Below are 15,031 nucleotides of genomic sequence, written 5' to 3'. Positions count from 1 at the left end.
ACAAACCTTATTTATAAAAAACCACGCTGAGCCAACAGCGCCATACTGACACCGCTATTGGCGCTGCCATTGTCTTTACTGAGTAAACGTTCCAGGTAACGGGCAATTAAATCTACCTCAAGGTGTACCTTAGAACCCACTTTAAGCTGGGAAATGGTAGTTTGCTCTGCCGTATGTGGCACTATAGTAAGCCTGAATGCATCATTGCTCAGCTCATTTACCGTGAGACTAACCCCATCAACAGTAACTGAACCTTTAGCGGCAATATAATGCGCCAGTGCTTTAGGCAACGTAAGCCAGATATGCCGGGCGCGGCCGCTGGCTTCAATTTTTGTTACGCGGCTGACACCATCAACATGGCCGCTGACTAAATGCCCGCCCATGCGGGTGGTGGGCAACATCGCTTTTTCTAGGTTAATTTGTTGCCCGGTTTTATACTGGCCGAACAAGGTATGCGCCAGTGTTTCTGATGACACATCAGCATCAAAGCTGTACTTATCCAGTCTGGTTACCGTTAAACATACGCCGTTGCTGGCAATGCTGTCGCCCAACTTTACGTCACAAAAGTCCAGGTTCTGGCTGTGTATAGTTACCGTGATATCAGCACCGCGTTGTTGTATCGCGCTAAGCTGGCCTGTGGCTTCAATAATACCTGTAAACATAGGTTATCCCGTTAGCCTTTTGCAGCATGATTTAAAGTGGCAGTAAGGCGGATATCGGCCCCCACCATACGTATGTCTGTCCAGCTTAGCTCAGGCACCTGAGCCAGAGCAGTAAACTGTGGCAGCACTGCCAGCGGCTGAGCAGAATTACCTAATAGTTTTGGTGCAAGATAGACGATTAATTCATCTACCAGATCTAACTGCAACAAGGTGCCTGCCAGCGTGGCCCCAGCTTCTACCCATAAGGTATTAACATTCTCGCGCAGCGCTAAATGCTCCAGCAGCGCCACTAAATCAAATTGCGCATTGCTATCTAAAGGGCAATGAATTTGTCTGGCGATATTGGGCAGTTGCCGGGAGTTTTCAACCTTGCTGACACACAGTAATACTTCACCGCCGTCATTAAATAGTGCCAGCTTATGATCCAGTGTACCGTTTCTGTCGAGGATCACCCGCTTGGGCTGGCGCAGTTCGCCATTTTCCAGTGCCGTCACACTTTGCAATAGTTGTTCCGCACGTAAATTCAACCGGGCATTGTCAGCAAGCACTGTGGTGGCGGTAGATAAAATAGCGCAGCTTTGTGCACGGTAATGCTGCACATCGGCGCGGGCAGCAGCGCCGGTTAACCATTTGCTGTCGCCGTTAGCCAGCGCGGTGCGCCCGTCTAAACTGGCAGCCAGTTTTAGCTGCACATAAGGGCGCTTGCGCTCCATCCGGCTTAAAAAGCCCGGGTTTAAAGCCCGCGCCTGAGCCTCCAGTAACCCCACGTCGACAACAATACCGGCAGAGCGCAACATGGCGACACCGCGCCCGGCTACCTGCGGATTTGGGTCTTGCATTGCCATTACCACGCGGGCAACACCCGCTGCAATCAAGGCTTCAGCACAAGGCGGTGTACGGCCATAATGGCTGCAAGGCTCTAACGTGACATAACAGGTTGAGCCTTTTGCTGCGCTGCCGGCTTCACGCAAAGCAAACACTTCGGCATGGGGCCCACCGGCTTGCTTATGGTAGCCGGAGCCCACAACTACACCGTTTTGCACCAGCACCGCACCCACATTCGGGTTTGGGCTAGTGGTATAACGGCCAAGCTCTGCCAGACGGATGGCCTGCGCCATAAAAGTTACATCAGCGGCGCTAAACATCAGGCTTTCTCCCCTAAGCGGGCAATTTCTTCGCCAAATTCACGGATATCTTTGAACGAGCGGTACACCGAAGCAAAACGCACATAAGCGACTTTATCGACTTTTACCAGCTCATCCATAATAAGATTACCCAGCAGTTGGCTACCCACTTCACGTTCACCGGTGGCGCGCAATTGAGATTTAATTTTATTGATTAGCTGTTCAATCTGCTCGGTGGATACCGGCCGTTTTTCCAGTGAGCGCAGCAAGCCACTACGTAATTTGTCTTCGTTAAAGGGCTCGCGCGAGCCGTCGCGTTTAATAATGCGCGGCATCACCAGTTCGGCTGACTCAAAGGTGGTAAAGCGCTCATGGCAAGCCAGGCATTCACGGCGGCGGCGCACCTGATGGCCGTCGGCCACCAGGCGTGAGTCAATGACTTTGGTATCGTCTGCATTACAAAACGGACAGTACATGATAGAAACCCTGCTAAGCTGTCAAAAACCAAAAAGAAAGGGCCAGATAAAGAAATGGCCGCAACAGCGGCCATCATAGCACTTAATCAGCGTTTAGGCATAAACCGGGAAACGGCTGCACAGCTCAGATACCTGACTACGCACTTTATCAATCACCCCGGCATCGCCACGGCTGTCCAGCACATCGCAAATAAAGTTTGCCACTGTACGGGCTTCTGTCTCGTTAAAGCCACGACGGGTAATCGCCGGCGTACCGATGCGCAAACCAGAGGTCACAAACGGCGAGCGCGGATCATTAGGTACCGAGTTTTTATTCACCGTAATGTGCGCCTGGCCTAACCAGGCATCGGCCTCTTTGCCGGTAATATCCTTGTCAATTAAATCCATCAGGAACAAATGGTTTTGCGTACCACCGGAAACAATCTTGTAACCGCGCGCCATCATCGCATCGCACATAGCCACAGCATTCTTTAATACCTGCTGCTGGTAAGCTTTAAATTCAGGCTGCAGAGCTTCTTTAAAGGCCACAGCCTTAGCAGCAATAACATGCATTAACGGGCCGCCCTGGCCACCCGGGAATACCGCAGAATTCAGTTTCTTCTCAATCTCTTCGTTTTTACGTGCCAAAATTAAGCCACCGCGCGGGCCAGCCAGCGTTTTGTGCGTAGTGGTAGTTACCACATCAGCTACCGGAACCGGGTTAGGATACAGGCCTGCCGCAACTAAACCAGCAACGTGGGCCATATCTACCATCAGATAGGCACCGACTTTGTCAGCGATATCACGAAAACGCTGCCAATCAACAATACCTGAATAGGCCGAGAAGCCGGCGATAATCAGTTTTGGTTTATGCGCCAGCGCCAGCGCTTCAGCCTGATCATAATCAATCACACCCGTTTCAGGGTGCAAACCATATTGCACAGCATTGTAAAGTTTGCCGGATGAGCTAACATGAGCACCATGAGTTAAGTGGCCACCATGTGCCAGACTCATGCCTAAAATAGTGTCGCCAGCATTTAATAACGCCAGAAATACCGCAGAGTTAGCTTGTGAACCAGAGTGCGGCTGCACGTTAGCATAATCGGCACCAAACAGCTCTTTAGCGCGGGCAATAGCTAAATCTTCAGCTATATCAACATATTCACAACCACCGTAGTAGCGTTTATGCGGGTAGCCTTCGGCATATTTGTTAGTCAACTGAGAGCCTTGCGCTTGCAGTACCCTTGGGCTGGCATAGTTTTCTGATGCGATAAGCTCAATGTGCGCTTCCTGACGGTCGTTTTCATCGGTTATCGCCTGCCATAATTGTGGGTCGAAATCGGCAATATTCATATCACGCTTTAACATGCTCTCTCCTGGTGCGGCTTGCACGCGTAGTTTCAATCAAATTCAGTTGAATCAAAACAGGCTTAATAAAATTGGCCGCCATTCTACCTGTAAATATGACTTTATGCACCCGCAATTTAGCCATCTAAACATCCAAAACAAAAATGCCACACAGGTTTAACCAGGTAACTCCGTGTTGCAAGCTTTACAATATATAAAACACAGCCTAATATACTGTATATAAAAACAGCCTTGGTGTTTGCATGCGCAAAATTATACATATAGATATGGATTGTTTTTTTGCTGCCGTAGAAATGCGCGACAACCCGGCACTGAAGCATATTCCTATTGCTGTTGGCGGTTCAAGACAAGCCCGCGGCGTAATATCTACCTGTAACTACCCGGCCCGTGCTTATGGTGTACGCTCGGCAATGCCAACCGGCCAGGCGTTAAAGTTATGCCCTCACTTAACCTTGCTTAGCGGTAATATGGAGAAATACAGCGCCGCCAGCCGACAAATCCGGGCTATTTTTGCCCGCTATACCGACAGCATAGAGCCATTGTCTTTAGATGAAGCTTATCTGGACGTCACCGATTGCCCGCTATTTAATGGCAGCGCCACCCGCATTGCTGAAGATATCCGCCGTAGTATTTATATGGAAACCGGCCTGACCGCCTCTGCCGGTGTGGCACCGAATAAATTTCTGGCAAAAATTGCCAGCGATGAAAATAAGCCCGATGGTTTATATGTTATAACCCCCGATGCTGTCAGCAGCTTTGTTAAGCAACTGCCGCTGAAACGTCTGCCAGGTGTGGGGGCCAAAACAGCCGAGCGCTTAAGTCAGCTGGGTTTAAACTACTGCGCCGACATTGCCACTGCCCCACTGCCGTTACTGGTAAAACAGTTTGGCAGCCTGGCCGATAGCCTGCTAAAGCGCAGCCAGGGCATTGACGAGCGGCCGGTATGTAGCCGTGAGCAACGAAAATCATTAGGGGTAGAGCGCACCCTTGAGCATGATTTACTGCAATATACCGAGTGCGTAGAAACACTGAGCCAGTTACTGCCGCAATTACAGCGCCGGCTGGAGCACTACACTAACACCGCAGCAGGACGGCTAACGCCGATTCAAAAAGTAGGCATTAAATTGAAGTTCAGCGACTTTCGCCAGACAACCGTAGAAAAACAAGGTCAGCCACTGCAGCTTGATAAGTTACTGCCACTACTGGATGAAGCCTGGCAACGCAGGCAACAACAAGGGGTAAGATTAATAGGTTTGCAAATAGGTTTTAAAACTGCGGCTTTACAGCAACTGGCTTTGCCTTTTTAAGCCAGATCAACATTAGCGTTTTGCAAATAACAGAAAACCGGCAAAAGCCGGTTTTATGCAAGCCTGGCCGGAATTACCCGATAACAGTTACGTTCTCAGCTTGTGGGCCTTTTTGGCCTTCAGTTACTTCAAAAGTAACTTTCTGACCTTCAACTAAAGTTTTGCGGCCGGTACCGTTGATCGCACGGAAGTGAACGAAAACGTCCTTACCACCATCACGCTCCAGGAAACCGTAACCTTTCTCTTCGTTGAACCACTTAACTGAACCGGAAATTAACTGTGACATAACACTCTCTTACTTTAACTAAATTTGCCAGCTCGCTGGCGACTTAAATATAACCGGTCATCTCAGCTGACTAGCATATATTTTCGCCCTCATTATCAGTTAAGCCATATAAGGGGTCAATAACCTTGCCTGCCACACAGAAAATATTTTCTGCTTTGACCGTATCAGCAACGTGAGCCACATTACTGATAACCCTGTTGTTGTCAGCATACTAAACAGCAACAATTTTAGTGTAGCAGCAATAGTGCTGAAAAAATAATCAGTGTTAATTTATTTTTGTTTACGCCTTACCGGAGCCGAACCATCATCTCCACCCTGAAAAAACTGCGGTGCTTTCTTTGTTACCTGCTTGGCCACTTTAGTTTTTGTTTTGCCTTTCCCCGGCAGCGCTTTTTTACCTGCTACCGCTTTAACTGCAGCTTTTGCGGCTTTGGGCTTACCGTCAAACTTAGCAGCTAATCCTTCAACTTCGGCAAAAGTGGTTGGCTGGCGTAAAAAGGTTTCAATTCGCTCCAGTGCTGCAATATCTTTTGGCCCAACCAATGAAATCGCCTGGCCCTTGGCGCCAGCACGGCCGGTACGGCCAATACGATGTACATATTCTTCCGCATGTTTGGGTAAATCGAAATTGATAACGTGCGACACCTGCAATAAGTCCAGACCACGCGAAGCCAAATCAGTGGTAACCAGCACCTGGTGCTTGCCGGTAGCAAAGGCTTGCATTACTGCATTACGGCTGCTTTGGCTTAACTTGCCGCTTAACCCCACTGCACTGCGGCCAAGCTGTTCACACAATAATGCCAGACGCTCAGCATCTTCGCGTGTGGCCGTAAAAATAATCAGTTGCTTAATATCATCCTGCTGTAAAAAATGCTGCAGCAATGCTTCTTTGTGTGTCAGGTGATCAGCCAGGAAAAACCGCTGGCTGATATCCTGATGTTGTTGATGCGACGCACCAACAGCAACACGATATGGATTTTTCAGCAATGCCAGTGTCAGTTCATCAACTTCGGCATGATCTAATGTGGCAGAAAACAATAAGGTCTGACGTAAGCGATGATCTGCAGCCTTATTGATCTGCGTCAACTGCGGCATAAAGCCCAGATCCAGCATCCGATCAGCTTCGTCGAGGATCAGCATTTCCAGGCCATTAATAAATACTGATTTATGCTCAAGGTGATCAACAAAACGGCCAGGTGTTGCAACAATAATATTGGGTTCGCGTTTAAGCAGCTTTTCCTGATCGTTAAAGTTTTCCCCGCCGACGATCAATGCTGACGTCAACGGTGTATTAGATACAAACAAGCGCAGTTGTGCATATACCTGTCTGGCTAATTCCCGGGTTGGTGCCAGTATTAGCGCCCGTGCATCACGCTTGGACAACGGCCGGCTTTTTAGCAGGCGCTGCATCATTGGCAATAAATAAGCCAGCGTTTTACCTGAGCCGGTTTGCGATGACACGATTAAATCACGGCCAACCATCACAGCAGGAATAGCCTCTTGCTGAATTTCAGTTGGCTTAACAAAGCCCAGGTGCTGTACCGAACGCATTAGCCGCGGATCGAGCGATAAATCATTAAATGGCAAAGTGAACCTCTTAAACCTTAAATTACCGCTATATGATAACCGAAGCTGGCAAATTGAGTTAGTTTGATTTCTTAACTGGCAACCTTTGCGCTACTATAAGCGCATTATGACAACCGCAAAAAAGTATTGAATATCAGGGTACACCATGAGTAATGCACTAAAAGAGCAACTGTTAAAAGCGGGTCTGGCAGATGCCAAAAAGCTAAAAGCCGTAAAAAAAGAGAAGCACCAGCAGAAAGTTCAGGCTGGCAAGAAGCAGAAAATAGTTAACGAAGCCAGTGTTTTGGCAGAGCAAACACGCCAGCAACAGATAGAACGCGACCGTGTTCTAAACCAGCAAAAACAAGCTGTACTGCAGCAAAAAGCTATTGCAGCCCAGGTAAAACAGCTTATCAGTAACAACACTATTAAAGCGCAGGGTGAAGTAGCCTATAACTTTACCGATGGTAAACTGGTTAAACGGCTGTATGTGAATAACAAACTGCATGATGAACTAAGCCGGGGCCTGTTAGCCATAGCGAAGCAGGATGAGCAGTATTATCTGGTGCCTGCTGCGGTTGCCGAAAAAATTAAACAGCGCCAGAGTGACAGCATTATAGTACTGAATGTGAAGCAACAGCAGGTGGATGAAGATGACCCCTACGCCGACTTTAAAATTCCTGATGATTTAATGTGGTAAACCCGGCGTAGCTTTGGTCAACAGAAGGTACAGATGACTACCCAATTGGTATTAGCCAGCGTTAGTGAAATGCTGCAACTGCAACACTGGTTCAGCAGTGCAGAGCAACAACAAAGCTGGGGCGGTGATAACTTTGATTATCTGTGCACCGGGTTGCGTTTTCTTCAATTGCTATGCCGGCCAGGCGCGCAAAGTTTTAGCTTGCTTGATAGCGATAACAATACCATGTTGGGTTTTGGTCAGATATGTGATCGTTTTGGTTGCCATCATCTGGCCCGGCTGGTTATTCACCCGCAGCAACGCGGTAAGGGTTTGGCGAAAGCCCTGATTAGCGAGCTGAGCATTCAGGCGCTAAGCCAGCAGTACCGCGACATATCACTGTACGTACACCGGCACAATAGTATTGCTTTGCAATGTTATACCAGCCTGGGGTTTGAAATTTGCCCACCGCCGGAAGCTGAAAACCCACGCCTGCATTTTATGATGCTGCAAGCCGATAAGGCGATTGTCAGTGTTAACCGCTACCTGCAGCAACAAAGCTAGTCTGAGCGCTGTCTGGCGCTGACACCTTTCACCTGCTGGGCGAAGGCGGGGCTTAATTGCCACTTTGGCCTTATTGGCGTCAGCGGCAGCTCGCGTTTGCGGGCTACCAGCAAATAGGCGGCACCAAAGTAATTCAGATACTGCTCATTACACAGTTGCCAGCGGGTTGCCTTATAGTCTTTCGCCAACATGGCAGAACAAAAAAAACGTTGCTCTGACAGTACTTCAAAACCAATAAGATGTAACCAGTCTTTAATACGTGATGCGCTGAAAAACCGCCCCTGCCAAGGATATTTCTGCGCCAGCCCGGGCAGCCATTTTAAAAAACCAACAGCACTGTAGGGGTTGATACCGCTAAGTAGCAAATAACCATCCGGTACCAGCACCCGATGCGCCTCACGCACCACATGATGCGGATCAGCAGTATATTCCAGACAATGGCTTAACAACACTGCATCTACACTATTTTCAATAACAGGCAAGGCATCGGCATCGGCCAGTAACATGGCTTGCGGACAATAGCGGCCAACACCGATATGATGCTGAATTTTGCAATTGCTGGTATCCAGCTGACAACTAAGATCACCGACTTTTAGCATGTAGTAACCAAAAATCTGCTGCCACCAGGGCTGTAACTGGCCAGATATGGCATCAGCCAGCGCCAGCCCTTGCGTAAACTGCTGCCAGTCAGACGGTGAAGTACGGTCTTTTTCGCTCAGTGCTGGTTTCATGTTAAATTAACAGCCGGATTCATTAAGATGGTTGTCATTATGTATCAGATCACTCCAGTAGCGGCGTTTGAGGATAACTATATTTGGGTGTTATGTCAGCAAGACAACCCCAGTTGCATTGTAGTTGACCCCGGCGATGCAGGCCCTGTTTTAGCATTTTTACAGCAACAGCAAAAAATACCAGCGGCAATACTTATTACACACCATCATGCTGACCACACTGGCGGCATTACAAAACTACAACAGCACTTTCCAAATGTCAGAGTAATAGGCCCGGCTATGGAACATAGCCGCATCCCGCAGCTTACAGAAACTGTGAACGACAATCAGTTGGTGGAAATTCCTCAGCTGCAGCTTACTTTTACTGTTATTGCAGTACCGGGACATACTCTGGGCCATATTGCGTTTTATTCAGCACCGGTTTTGTTTTCTGGTGATACTCTGTTCAGCGCAGGTTGTGGCAGGCTGTTCGAAGGCAGCCCGCAACAAATGTGGCAGTCGCTGCAGACGTTGCTGGCGTTACCCGACAGCACCCAGATTTACTGTACCCACGAGTACACCCTGGCTAACTTAAAATTTGCTCTGACCGTGGAACCAGATAACGCGGCGTTAATCGAATACACGCAACGTTGTCATGATTTACGTTTGGCAAAACAGCCAACCCTGCCTGCAGGGTTAGCAAAAGAGAAACAAATTAATCCATTTTTACGCTGTAATAACAAAAACCTACAGCAGAAATGGCACAAAGATACAGCCTTGGCGCTGTTTAGCTGGTTAAGAGCCAGTAAGGACCAGTTTAAAAGCTGACTTGCATTCAGTGACCGAACAGGTAACATTCGATTTTTTACATGTGGAACAAAATAATGCTGAGAAGATTATCTGCCCTGGCTGGAGCCATGATCCTTGCAGGATGTGTTAGCACGGATAACACTAACAAAACTAACATACCTCCTGTAGTTAAAGCCCCACAAACCAAGCCGGCAGATTTTCATAAGCACGCCGCCAGCGCCGAACAAATAGCCAACCGTTTATGGAGTGCAGGCCAACCGTCAGGCAACGACATTATTGAACTGGATGCCACAGAATTAGAAGACTTATGGCAGCGTATTCAGTTGCAGATGAGTTTTAATGTGCCGCAAACCCGGCCAATTGTGGAACAACGTAACTTTTACAGCAGCCATCAGGCTTATCTGGACAGAGTAGCCAGCCGGGCTCAGCCGTTTTTATTCCATATTGTACAAGAGTTGGAAAAACGCCAGATGCCACTGGAGCTGGCACTATTACCTATTGTAGAAAGTGCTTTTGATCCCTTTGCTTATTCACATGCTGCGGCTTCAGGTATGTGGCAGTTTATGCCCGCTACCGGCAAGCGTTTTGGTTTAAAACAAAACTTCTGGTATGACGGCCGCCGCGATGTAGTTGCGTCCACGCGCGCAGCATTAGATTATCTGCAGTATCTGCACGACAAACTCGAAGGTGACTGGCTTAATGCCATTGCCGCGTACAATTCTGGTGAAGGCCGGATCCTGGCAGCCATTAAACGTAATAAGCAAAAGCGTTTACCTACAGACTTCTGGTCGTTGGATTTACCATCAGAAACCACCGCTTATGTACCTAAATTATTAGCGCTGGTTGATATTCTTAAGCGTCCGGACGACTTCGATATTGTCTGGAAGTTCATTGCCAACGAGCCGAAGATAGATGTTGTAGAGCTGAGCAACCAAATTGACCTGACAATAGCTGCAGAGATGGCAGGATTGAGTGTCGCTGAGTTACAGGCACTCAACCCTGGTTTCAGCCAGTGGGCGACCGACCCTGACGGCCCACATCATTTAGTATTACCCATAAACCAGGTAGAAACTTTCCGGCAGAAACTGGCGCAAACACCAAGCAAAGACTTACTGCGCTGGAAACGCTACACCGTAGCCAAAGGCGATACTTTGGGTAAAATCGCTCAAAAGCATGGTACGAATATCAGTGCTATTCAGCGCATAAATAAGCTTGATGGCAACACTATTCGCCTTGGTCAGCATTTGCTGTTACCAGTATCATCGGGCGATGACGCAGATTACAGCCTGAGCCAGCCAAACCGGGTAGCCAATGCCCGGCAACAAGCTAATAACGGCACTAAGCTGGAATATATTGTTAAAGACGGAGATACGCTGTGGGACATTAGCCGTGAGCACAAAGTAACGGTAGCAGACCTGACTAAATGGAATACGTTAACGCAACGCTCTATCCTTAAGCCAGGCCAGACACTGGCGATATGGCAGCCAGCCACAGCAACAGGTAACACCACAGGCATATCCCGTACTGTTACCTACAAAGTACGTAAAGGTGACTCTCTGGCCAGAATTGCCCAGCGTTTCAGCGTTTCAGTATCCGACATTGTAAAGTGGAACAATATTAATACCGCTAACTATCTGCAACCAGGCCAACAGCTGAAACTGATGGTGAGTATGACGCAGGTATAAACTGCTAACGGGGTTATAGCCATGAAATTGCAATATCTGCTGTGTACAGCATTACTGTTCGCACCTCTGAGCCAGGCACAGTTTGATATCAGTGGTGAAGGAAAAGCAACGCTTACCAACAACAGCAGCCAGACATTCGATTTCGGCTTTAGCTACTTTCGTCAGGATGGTACCTACCGTTTTACTGTTGGCCGCCAAAGCCTGAACGTACCATCCGTACCACAAAAATATTCTATTGCCGTCATTTTGCAGAATAACAGTCACGTTTGGGTACCCGATTTTATTAACGATCCGCTTAGCAGTTTTGAATTGCAACTGGAGCAATACTCAATAAAGTTATTTGTTGATCCGCAGGCAGTAAATGCGCCGGGAAACTTTGTACTGCAACTGAATGATGAAACCTATTATTTTAGTCGCGGTCCCGGCCAGATAAATTTTTACTTTACCGAAACCGGCATCCGCGATGTAAGAGTTGAAGGCATGTTTAAGCCGCGTAAATAACGGGGTTAATCAGGCTCTTTTTGTAATTGCAATGCCGAAATGGTTCCCGATGCGATACACAGCAAAGGCGCCAGTAAGGTTAAAAACCAGCCTGCCTGTAAACTAATATCATGCCACCAGGCGTAACCAGCTGCCGTTAGCTGAAATATAATGCCGAATAAGCCAGCATAAACTAAAGCCCGGTTAAGTAGCCTTTTAGGTAGAGAAAACACTTTCATTTTAATGCCTGTTTACTTCTGTGATGCCAGATCAGTGTTAATCTGTTTGCATCCACTTTTGCACTGCAGATACCAGCTCATCCGGGTGAAACTTCGCAATAAACTGATCTGCTCCCACTTTTTTAACCATCGCCTCATTAAACACACCGCTAAGCGACGAGTGCAACACCACATGCATTTGCCGCAGAGCCGGGTTGGCTTTTATTTCTGCCGTCAGGGTGTAGCCATCCATTTCAGGCATTTCAATATCAGATATCAGCAGCGGTACTTTTGTAGAAATATCGCCGCCTAATTCTGCTGCCTTGGCGGTTAGCCAGTCCAGTGCCAGTTTACCGTCGTTTACCAGTTCAACCTGAATACCAATTGATGTCAGTGCCCGCTTTACCTGATTACGTGCTACGGCAGAATCATCAGCTACCAGTACAATAACATCTTTAAAATTGCGCTCTGTAGCTTTTACTTTTATATCTTCACTGACCTCTTCATTAACCGGCGATATTTCTGCAAAAACTTTTTCTACGTCAATAATTTGCACTAACTTATTGTCAATTTGCGTAACAGCTGTAAGATAATGGCTTGCCCCAGCCCCTTTGGGCGGCGGCATAATCTGATCCCAGTTTGTGTTAACGATACGGTCCACACCGCTTACCAAAAAACCCTGCGTATGACGATTATATTCAGTTACCAGTACATAAGCGGTAGATAAGTCTTCAATACGTTTACCGCCGGTCGCCTGGCTTAGATCAATTACCATCACCGGTACACCGCGTAAATGCGCTATGCCACGCACATGCGGGCTGGAGCCGGGCATTTCTGTCAACTCCGGGCACTGCAACACTTCGCGTACTTTAAACACGTTAATGCCAAACGGCTGAGGGCCGTACAAACGAAACAACAACAATTCCAGCCGGTTATTACCTACCAGATTTGTCCGCTGATTCACTGCGGCCATTAGTTTACTCATAATTTTATACCTCTTGGGCTTAATCAGCCGCTGCGCGGTTAATACTAAACATGCGCTACTACAGCATGTTGCTGCCAGCTAAGCAATGCAGACCTGTATCCGCAAGACAGAAATTTGTATAAGCATAGGCGAGTATAGCTAATCGTCTAGGGCTTGTTGACGTTTCGAGGTTAGATTTTGTTCGCTTTGGCGGCGTTCTGAACGCGAAACGAGGAGCGAAGTTTAGTCATTCTAAATAAGCGAGACGAGTAACAAAGTGCAGAGCGCCGCCAGACGAACCCGAAGGGCAGCGCCTGGCCGGTCTTTCTGCTGAGTTAGTTTACCTGGGCGTCTGGTTGTTGCTCCGGAGCAGCCAAAGCAAATGCAGCCAGTTGTTGGCAATTATGGTGCACGGCCATAACTGTCGGAAAAGCACTCATATCCAGCGCAAAGCGCTGAGCATTGTATACCTGAGGCACCAGACACAAATCAGCCAGCGTTACCTCATCGCCAAAGCAAAACTGCCCGGCACTATGCTTTAAACGTTGTTCTAATGCGCTAAAGCCAGTATTAAGCCAATGGCTAATCCAGTTTAGTTTTTGCTGCTCGGTTAATGCCAAAGGCCCGGTAAGGTATTGCAATACACGCAGGTTATTCAGCGGATGCATATCACAGGCAATATCCAGCGCCAGCGCACGCACTTTGGCTCTTGCTGCGGGTTCTTCCGGCAGTAATACCGGTTGCGGATAGGTTTCGTCCAGATATTCTATAATGGCCAGCGACTGATTCAGGCTAAGATCATCATCAACCAGCACAGGTACCAGCTCTGCCGGGTTTAGGGTTTTGTAATCTGCGCTGTGTTGCTCACCGCCGTTTTTTACCAGATGCACCGGTAGATTTTCAAACGTCAGCTGTTTTAAGTTTAGCGCGATACGCACACGATATGCTGCTGAAGAGCGCCAGTAGCCGTAGAGTTTCATTGTTATCCCCTGAAGTTGAGCCAGGTAGAAGCACGGATGTACTTTTTTCCGCGACCGTTGAAGGCATGGATGCCTGAGTCGAGCCCCCAGGGATGGGTTTACGGCGTGTCGCGGAAAAAATGTACGCAGTGATGCTACCGAATCTGAGTCAAACTCAGGCTTTATACTGCACTACTTTCTGATCAATAGCACCAAAGATGCTATTGCCCTGTGCATCCAGCATTTCCATACGAATAGTATCGCCAAACTTCATAAATGCAGTGGCCGGCTTGCCATCACGAATGGTTTCAATCATGCGGATTTCAGCGATACAGCTATAGCCAACACCGCCCTCATCCACTGCAGTGCCATGTTCAGTGCCCTGCTTGTTCGATACTGTGCCCGAGCCAATAACGGCACCGGCGCCTAAATTACGGGTTTTTGCCGCATGGGCGACCAGTTGGCCAAAGTCAAACGTCATATCGATACCGGCATTGGGCTTACCAAACAGTTTGCCGTTATAGGTAGACAGCAGTGGCAGATGCACACGGCCCTCACGCCAGTTATCACCCAGCTCATCCGGCGTTACAGCTACCGGACTGAATGCCGATGCCGGCTTAGATTGAAAAAAGCCAAAGCCTTTGGCTAACTCATTCGGAATAAGGCCACGCAGCGACACATCATTTACCAGCATCAGTAAGCGGATTTTACTGCGCGCTTCGTCAGCACTGCATGCCATCGCCACATCATCGGTAATTACCGCTACTTCGCCTTCAAAGTCAATACCGTAGTCTTCGCTGACCACTTCGATATTGTCGCGCGGGCCGATAAAATCGTCCGAGCCGCCCTGATACATTAACGGATCTGTCCAGAAGCTTGGCGGCATTTCGGCATTACGTGCTTTGCGCACCAGTTCTACGTGATTCACATAAGCACTGCCATCGGCCCACTGATAAGCCCGCGGCAAAGGCGATTCACACTGGCCTTCGTCAAACGCCATTTCACCGTCTACTTTGCCGTTATTCAGTGCCTGATATATTTCTTCCAGCTTCGGGCTTAACTGTGCCCAGCTATCCAGCAATTGCTGCATAGTGGTAGCTACTGCCGGTGCGGCTACGCAGCGGCTTAAATCACGGCTGACAACAACCAGTAAGCCGTCACGGCTGCCATTTTTTAAACTTGCTAACTTCATTA

At 48.2% G+C, this 15,031-nt stretch carries 17 protein-coding genes; 6 read left to right on the top strand and 11 right to left on the bottom strand.

What is annotated here, in order from left to right:
- Positions 1–11: 11 nt before the first annotated feature.
- The 4 genes from J3B89_RS09075 to glyA all read right to left on the bottom strand — a co-directional run bounded on the left by J3B89_RS09075 (position 12) and on the right by glyA (position 3,609).
- On the bottom strand, positions 12–662 hold the full coding sequence (locus tag J3B89_RS09075; RefSeq protein WP_215397218.1) for a riboflavin synthase: 651 nt from the start codon (positions 660–662) through the stop codon (positions 12–14).
- 11 nt (positions 663–673) lie between these two features.
- Positions 674–1,807 carry a bifunctional diaminohydroxyphosphoribosylaminopyrimidine deaminase/5-amino-6-(5-phosphoribosylamino)uracil reductase RibD gene (ribD, locus tag J3B89_RS09070; RefSeq protein ID WP_215397217.1) on the bottom strand — a complete coding sequence of 378 codons (1,134 nt, stop codon included), beginning with the start codon at positions 1,805–1,807 and terminating at the stop codon, positions 674–676.
- Entirely contained in the window at positions 1,807–2,262 is a 456-nt protein-coding gene (gene nrdR / locus J3B89_RS09065; protein WP_068231240.1) for a transcriptional regulator NrdR, read from the bottom strand. The genes ribD and nrdR overlap by 1 nt, the downstream gene beginning before the upstream one ends.
- 93 nt (positions 2,263–2,355) lie before the next feature.
- The gene (glyA, locus tag J3B89_RS09060) at positions 2,356–3,609 is read right to left on the bottom strand and encodes a serine hydroxymethyltransferase (protein ID WP_215397216.1); all 1,254 of its coding nucleotides are present in this window, start codon (positions 3,607–3,609) and stop codon (positions 2,356–2,358) included.
- Between the two features lie 242 nt (positions 3,610–3,851).
- Between glyA and dinB the strand changes: the two genes are divergently transcribed.
- On the top strand, positions 3,852–4,916 hold the full coding sequence (gene dinB, locus J3B89_RS09055) for a DNA polymerase IV (protein ID WP_215397215.1): 1,065 nt from the start codon (positions 3,852–3,854) through the stop codon (positions 4,914–4,916).
- Positions 4,917–4,989: 73 nt separating this feature from the next.
- On the opposite strand, the gene J3B89_RS09050 is transcribed toward dinB, so the two are convergent.
- Together J3B89_RS09050 and J3B89_RS09045 are read right to left on the bottom strand one after the other, a co-directional pair.
- The gene (locus tag J3B89_RS09050; RefSeq protein ID WP_068230058.1) at positions 4,990–5,202 is read right to left on the bottom strand and encodes a cold-shock protein; all 213 of its coding nucleotides are present in this window, start codon (positions 5,200–5,202) and stop codon (positions 4,990–4,992) included.
- A 270-nt stretch (positions 5,203–5,472) separates the two neighbouring features.
- Complete coding sequence (locus J3B89_RS09045) at positions 5,473–6,789, bottom strand: DEAD/DEAH box helicase (protein WP_215397214.1); 1,317 nt, start codon at positions 6,787–6,789, stop codon at positions 5,473–5,475.
- Positions 6,790–6,934: 145 nt separating this feature from the next.
- Here J3B89_RS09045 and J3B89_RS09040 point away from each other — a divergent pair, with 145 nt between their 5' ends.
- Together J3B89_RS09040 and J3B89_RS09035 are read left to right on the top strand one after the other, a co-directional pair.
- On the top strand, positions 6,935–7,468 hold the full coding sequence (locus tag J3B89_RS09040; protein WP_215397213.1) for a DUF2058 domain-containing protein: 534 nt from the start codon (positions 6,935–6,937) through the stop codon (positions 7,466–7,468).
- Positions 7,469–7,501: 33 nt separating this feature from the next.
- On the top strand, positions 7,502–8,011 hold the full coding sequence (locus J3B89_RS09035; RefSeq protein WP_215397212.1) for a GNAT family N-acetyltransferase: 510 nt from the start codon (positions 7,502–7,504) through the stop codon (positions 8,009–8,011).
- On the opposite strand, the gene J3B89_RS09030 is transcribed toward J3B89_RS09035, so the two are convergent.
- Positions 8,008–8,742: a class I SAM-dependent methyltransferase gene (locus J3B89_RS09030; RefSeq protein WP_215397211.1), complete on the bottom strand. Its 735-nt coding sequence runs from the start codon at positions 8,740–8,742 to the stop codon at positions 8,008–8,010. The genes J3B89_RS09035 and J3B89_RS09030 overlap by 4 nt on opposite strands.
- 27 nt (positions 8,743–8,769) lie before the next feature.
- Here J3B89_RS09030 and gloB point away from each other — a divergent pair, with 27 nt between their 5' ends.
- The 3 genes from gloB to J3B89_RS09015 are packed head-to-tail and all read left to right on the top strand — an operon-like array spanning position 8,770 to position 11,717.
- Complete coding sequence (gloB, locus tag J3B89_RS09025; protein ID WP_251372320.1) at positions 8,770–9,549, top strand: hydroxyacylglutathione hydrolase; 780 nt, start codon at positions 8,770–8,772, stop codon at positions 9,547–9,549.
- A 56-nt stretch (positions 9,550–9,605) separates the two neighbouring features.
- Positions 9,606–11,216, top strand: coding sequence for a LysM peptidoglycan-binding domain-containing protein (locus J3B89_RS09020; protein ID WP_215397210.1), 1,611 nt, complete (start codon positions 9,606–9,608; stop codon positions 11,214–11,216).
- A 21-nt stretch (positions 11,217–11,237) separates the two neighbouring features.
- Positions 11,238–11,717 (top strand): hypothetical protein, encoded by a 480-nt coding sequence (locus tag J3B89_RS09015; RefSeq protein WP_215397209.1) that lies wholly within the window; start codon positions 11,238–11,240, stop codon positions 11,715–11,717.
- Between the two features lie 5 nt (positions 11,718–11,722).
- Here the strand turns inward: J3B89_RS09015 and J3B89_RS09010 are convergent, their stop codons facing one another.
- From J3B89_RS09010 to J3B89_RS08995, 4 genes are all read right to left on the bottom strand, one after another.
- The gene (locus J3B89_RS09010; RefSeq protein ID WP_215397208.1) at positions 11,723–11,935 is read right to left on the bottom strand and encodes a hypothetical protein; all 213 of its coding nucleotides are present in this window, start codon (positions 11,933–11,935) and stop codon (positions 11,723–11,725) included.
- A gap of 37 nt (positions 11,936–11,972) precedes the next feature.
- Complete coding sequence (locus J3B89_RS09005) at positions 11,973–12,899, bottom strand: chemotaxis protein (RefSeq protein WP_215397207.1); 927 nt, start codon at positions 12,897–12,899, stop codon at positions 11,973–11,975.
- 314 nt (positions 12,900–13,213) lie between these two features.
- Positions 13,214–13,858, bottom strand: a complete 645-nt coding sequence (gene maiA / locus J3B89_RS09000) for a maleylacetoacetate isomerase (RefSeq protein ID WP_215397206.1) — start codon at positions 13,856–13,858, stop codon at positions 13,214–13,216.
- Between the two features lie 154 nt (positions 13,859–14,012).
- The gene (locus J3B89_RS08995) at positions 14,013–15,029 is read right to left on the bottom strand and encodes a fumarylacetoacetate hydrolase family protein (RefSeq protein ID WP_215397205.1); all 1,017 of its coding nucleotides are present in this window, start codon (positions 15,027–15,029) and stop codon (positions 14,013–14,015) included.
- Positions 15,030–15,031: the final 2 nt, after the last annotated feature.

The sequence above is a fragment of the Rheinheimera oceanensis genome (assembly GCF_018831085.1).
Classification (GTDB): Bacteria; Pseudomonadota; Gammaproteobacteria; order Enterobacterales; family Alteromonadaceae; genus Alishewanella; species Alishewanella oceanensis.
The sequence above is the reverse complement of the archived record's forward strand: the minus strand, read 5'-3'. Positions and strand labels throughout refer to the sequence as shown.

What these genes read in the sequence shown, in the direction of transcription:
- nrdR (WP_068231240.1), bottom strand. Translation starts at nt 2,262, where the DNA reads ATGTACTGTCCGTTTTGTAATGCAGACGATACCAAAGTCATTGACTCA.
- J3B89_RS09035 (WP_215397212.1), top strand. Translation starts at nt 7,502, where the DNA reads ATGACTACCCAATTGGTATTAGCCAGCGTTAGTGAAATGCTGCAACTG.
- J3B89_RS09075 (WP_215397218.1), bottom strand. Translation starts at nt 662, where the DNA reads ATGTTTACAGGTATTATTGAAGCCACAGGCCAGCTTAGCGCGATACAA.
- J3B89_RS09015 (WP_215397209.1), top strand. Translation starts at nt 11,238, where the DNA reads ATGAAATTGCAATATCTGCTGTGTACAGCATTACTGTTCGCACCTCTG.
- J3B89_RS09050 (WP_068230058.1), bottom strand. Translation starts at nt 5,202, where the DNA reads ATGTCACAGTTAATTTCCGGTTCAGTTAAGTGGTTCAACGAAGAGAAA.
- ribD (WP_215397217.1), bottom strand. Translation starts at nt 1,807, where the DNA reads ATGTTTAGCGCCGCTGATGTAACTTTTATGGCGCAGGCCATCCGTCTG.
- J3B89_RS08995 (WP_215397205.1), bottom strand. Translation starts at nt 15,029, where the DNA reads ATGAAGTTAGCAAGTTTAAAAAATGGCAGCCGTGACGGCTTACTGGTT.
- J3B89_RS09005 (WP_215397207.1), bottom strand. Translation starts at nt 12,899, where the DNA reads ATGAGTAAACTAATGGCCGCAGTGAATCAGCGGACAAATCTGGTAGGT.
- dinB (WP_215397215.1), top strand. Translation starts at nt 3,852, where the DNA reads ATGCGCAAAATTATACATATAGATATGGATTGTTTTTTTGCTGCCGTA.
- J3B89_RS09030 (WP_215397211.1), bottom strand. Translation starts at nt 8,742, where the DNA reads ATGAAACCAGCACTGAGCGAAAAAGACCGTACTTCACCGTCTGACTGG.
- glyA (WP_215397216.1), bottom strand. Translation starts at nt 3,609, where the DNA reads ATGTTAAAGCGTGATATGAATATTGCCGATTTCGACCCACAATTATGG.
- maiA (WP_215397206.1), bottom strand. Translation starts at nt 13,858, where the DNA reads ATGAAACTCTACGGCTACTGGCGCTCTTCAGCAGCATATCGTGTGCGT.
- J3B89_RS09010 (WP_215397208.1), bottom strand. Translation starts at nt 11,935, where the DNA reads ATGAAAGTGTTTTCTCTACCTAAAAGGCTACTTAACCGGGCTTTAGTT.
- gloB (WP_251372320.1), top strand. Translation starts at nt 8,770, where the DNA reads ATGGTTGTCATTATGTATCAGATCACTCCAGTAGCGGCGTTTGAGGAT.
- J3B89_RS09040 (WP_215397213.1), top strand. Translation starts at nt 6,935, where the DNA reads ATGAGTAATGCACTAAAAGAGCAACTGTTAAAAGCGGGTCTGGCAGAT.
- J3B89_RS09020 (WP_215397210.1), top strand. Translation starts at nt 9,606, where the DNA reads ATGCTGAGAAGATTATCTGCCCTGGCTGGAGCCATGATCCTTGCAGGA.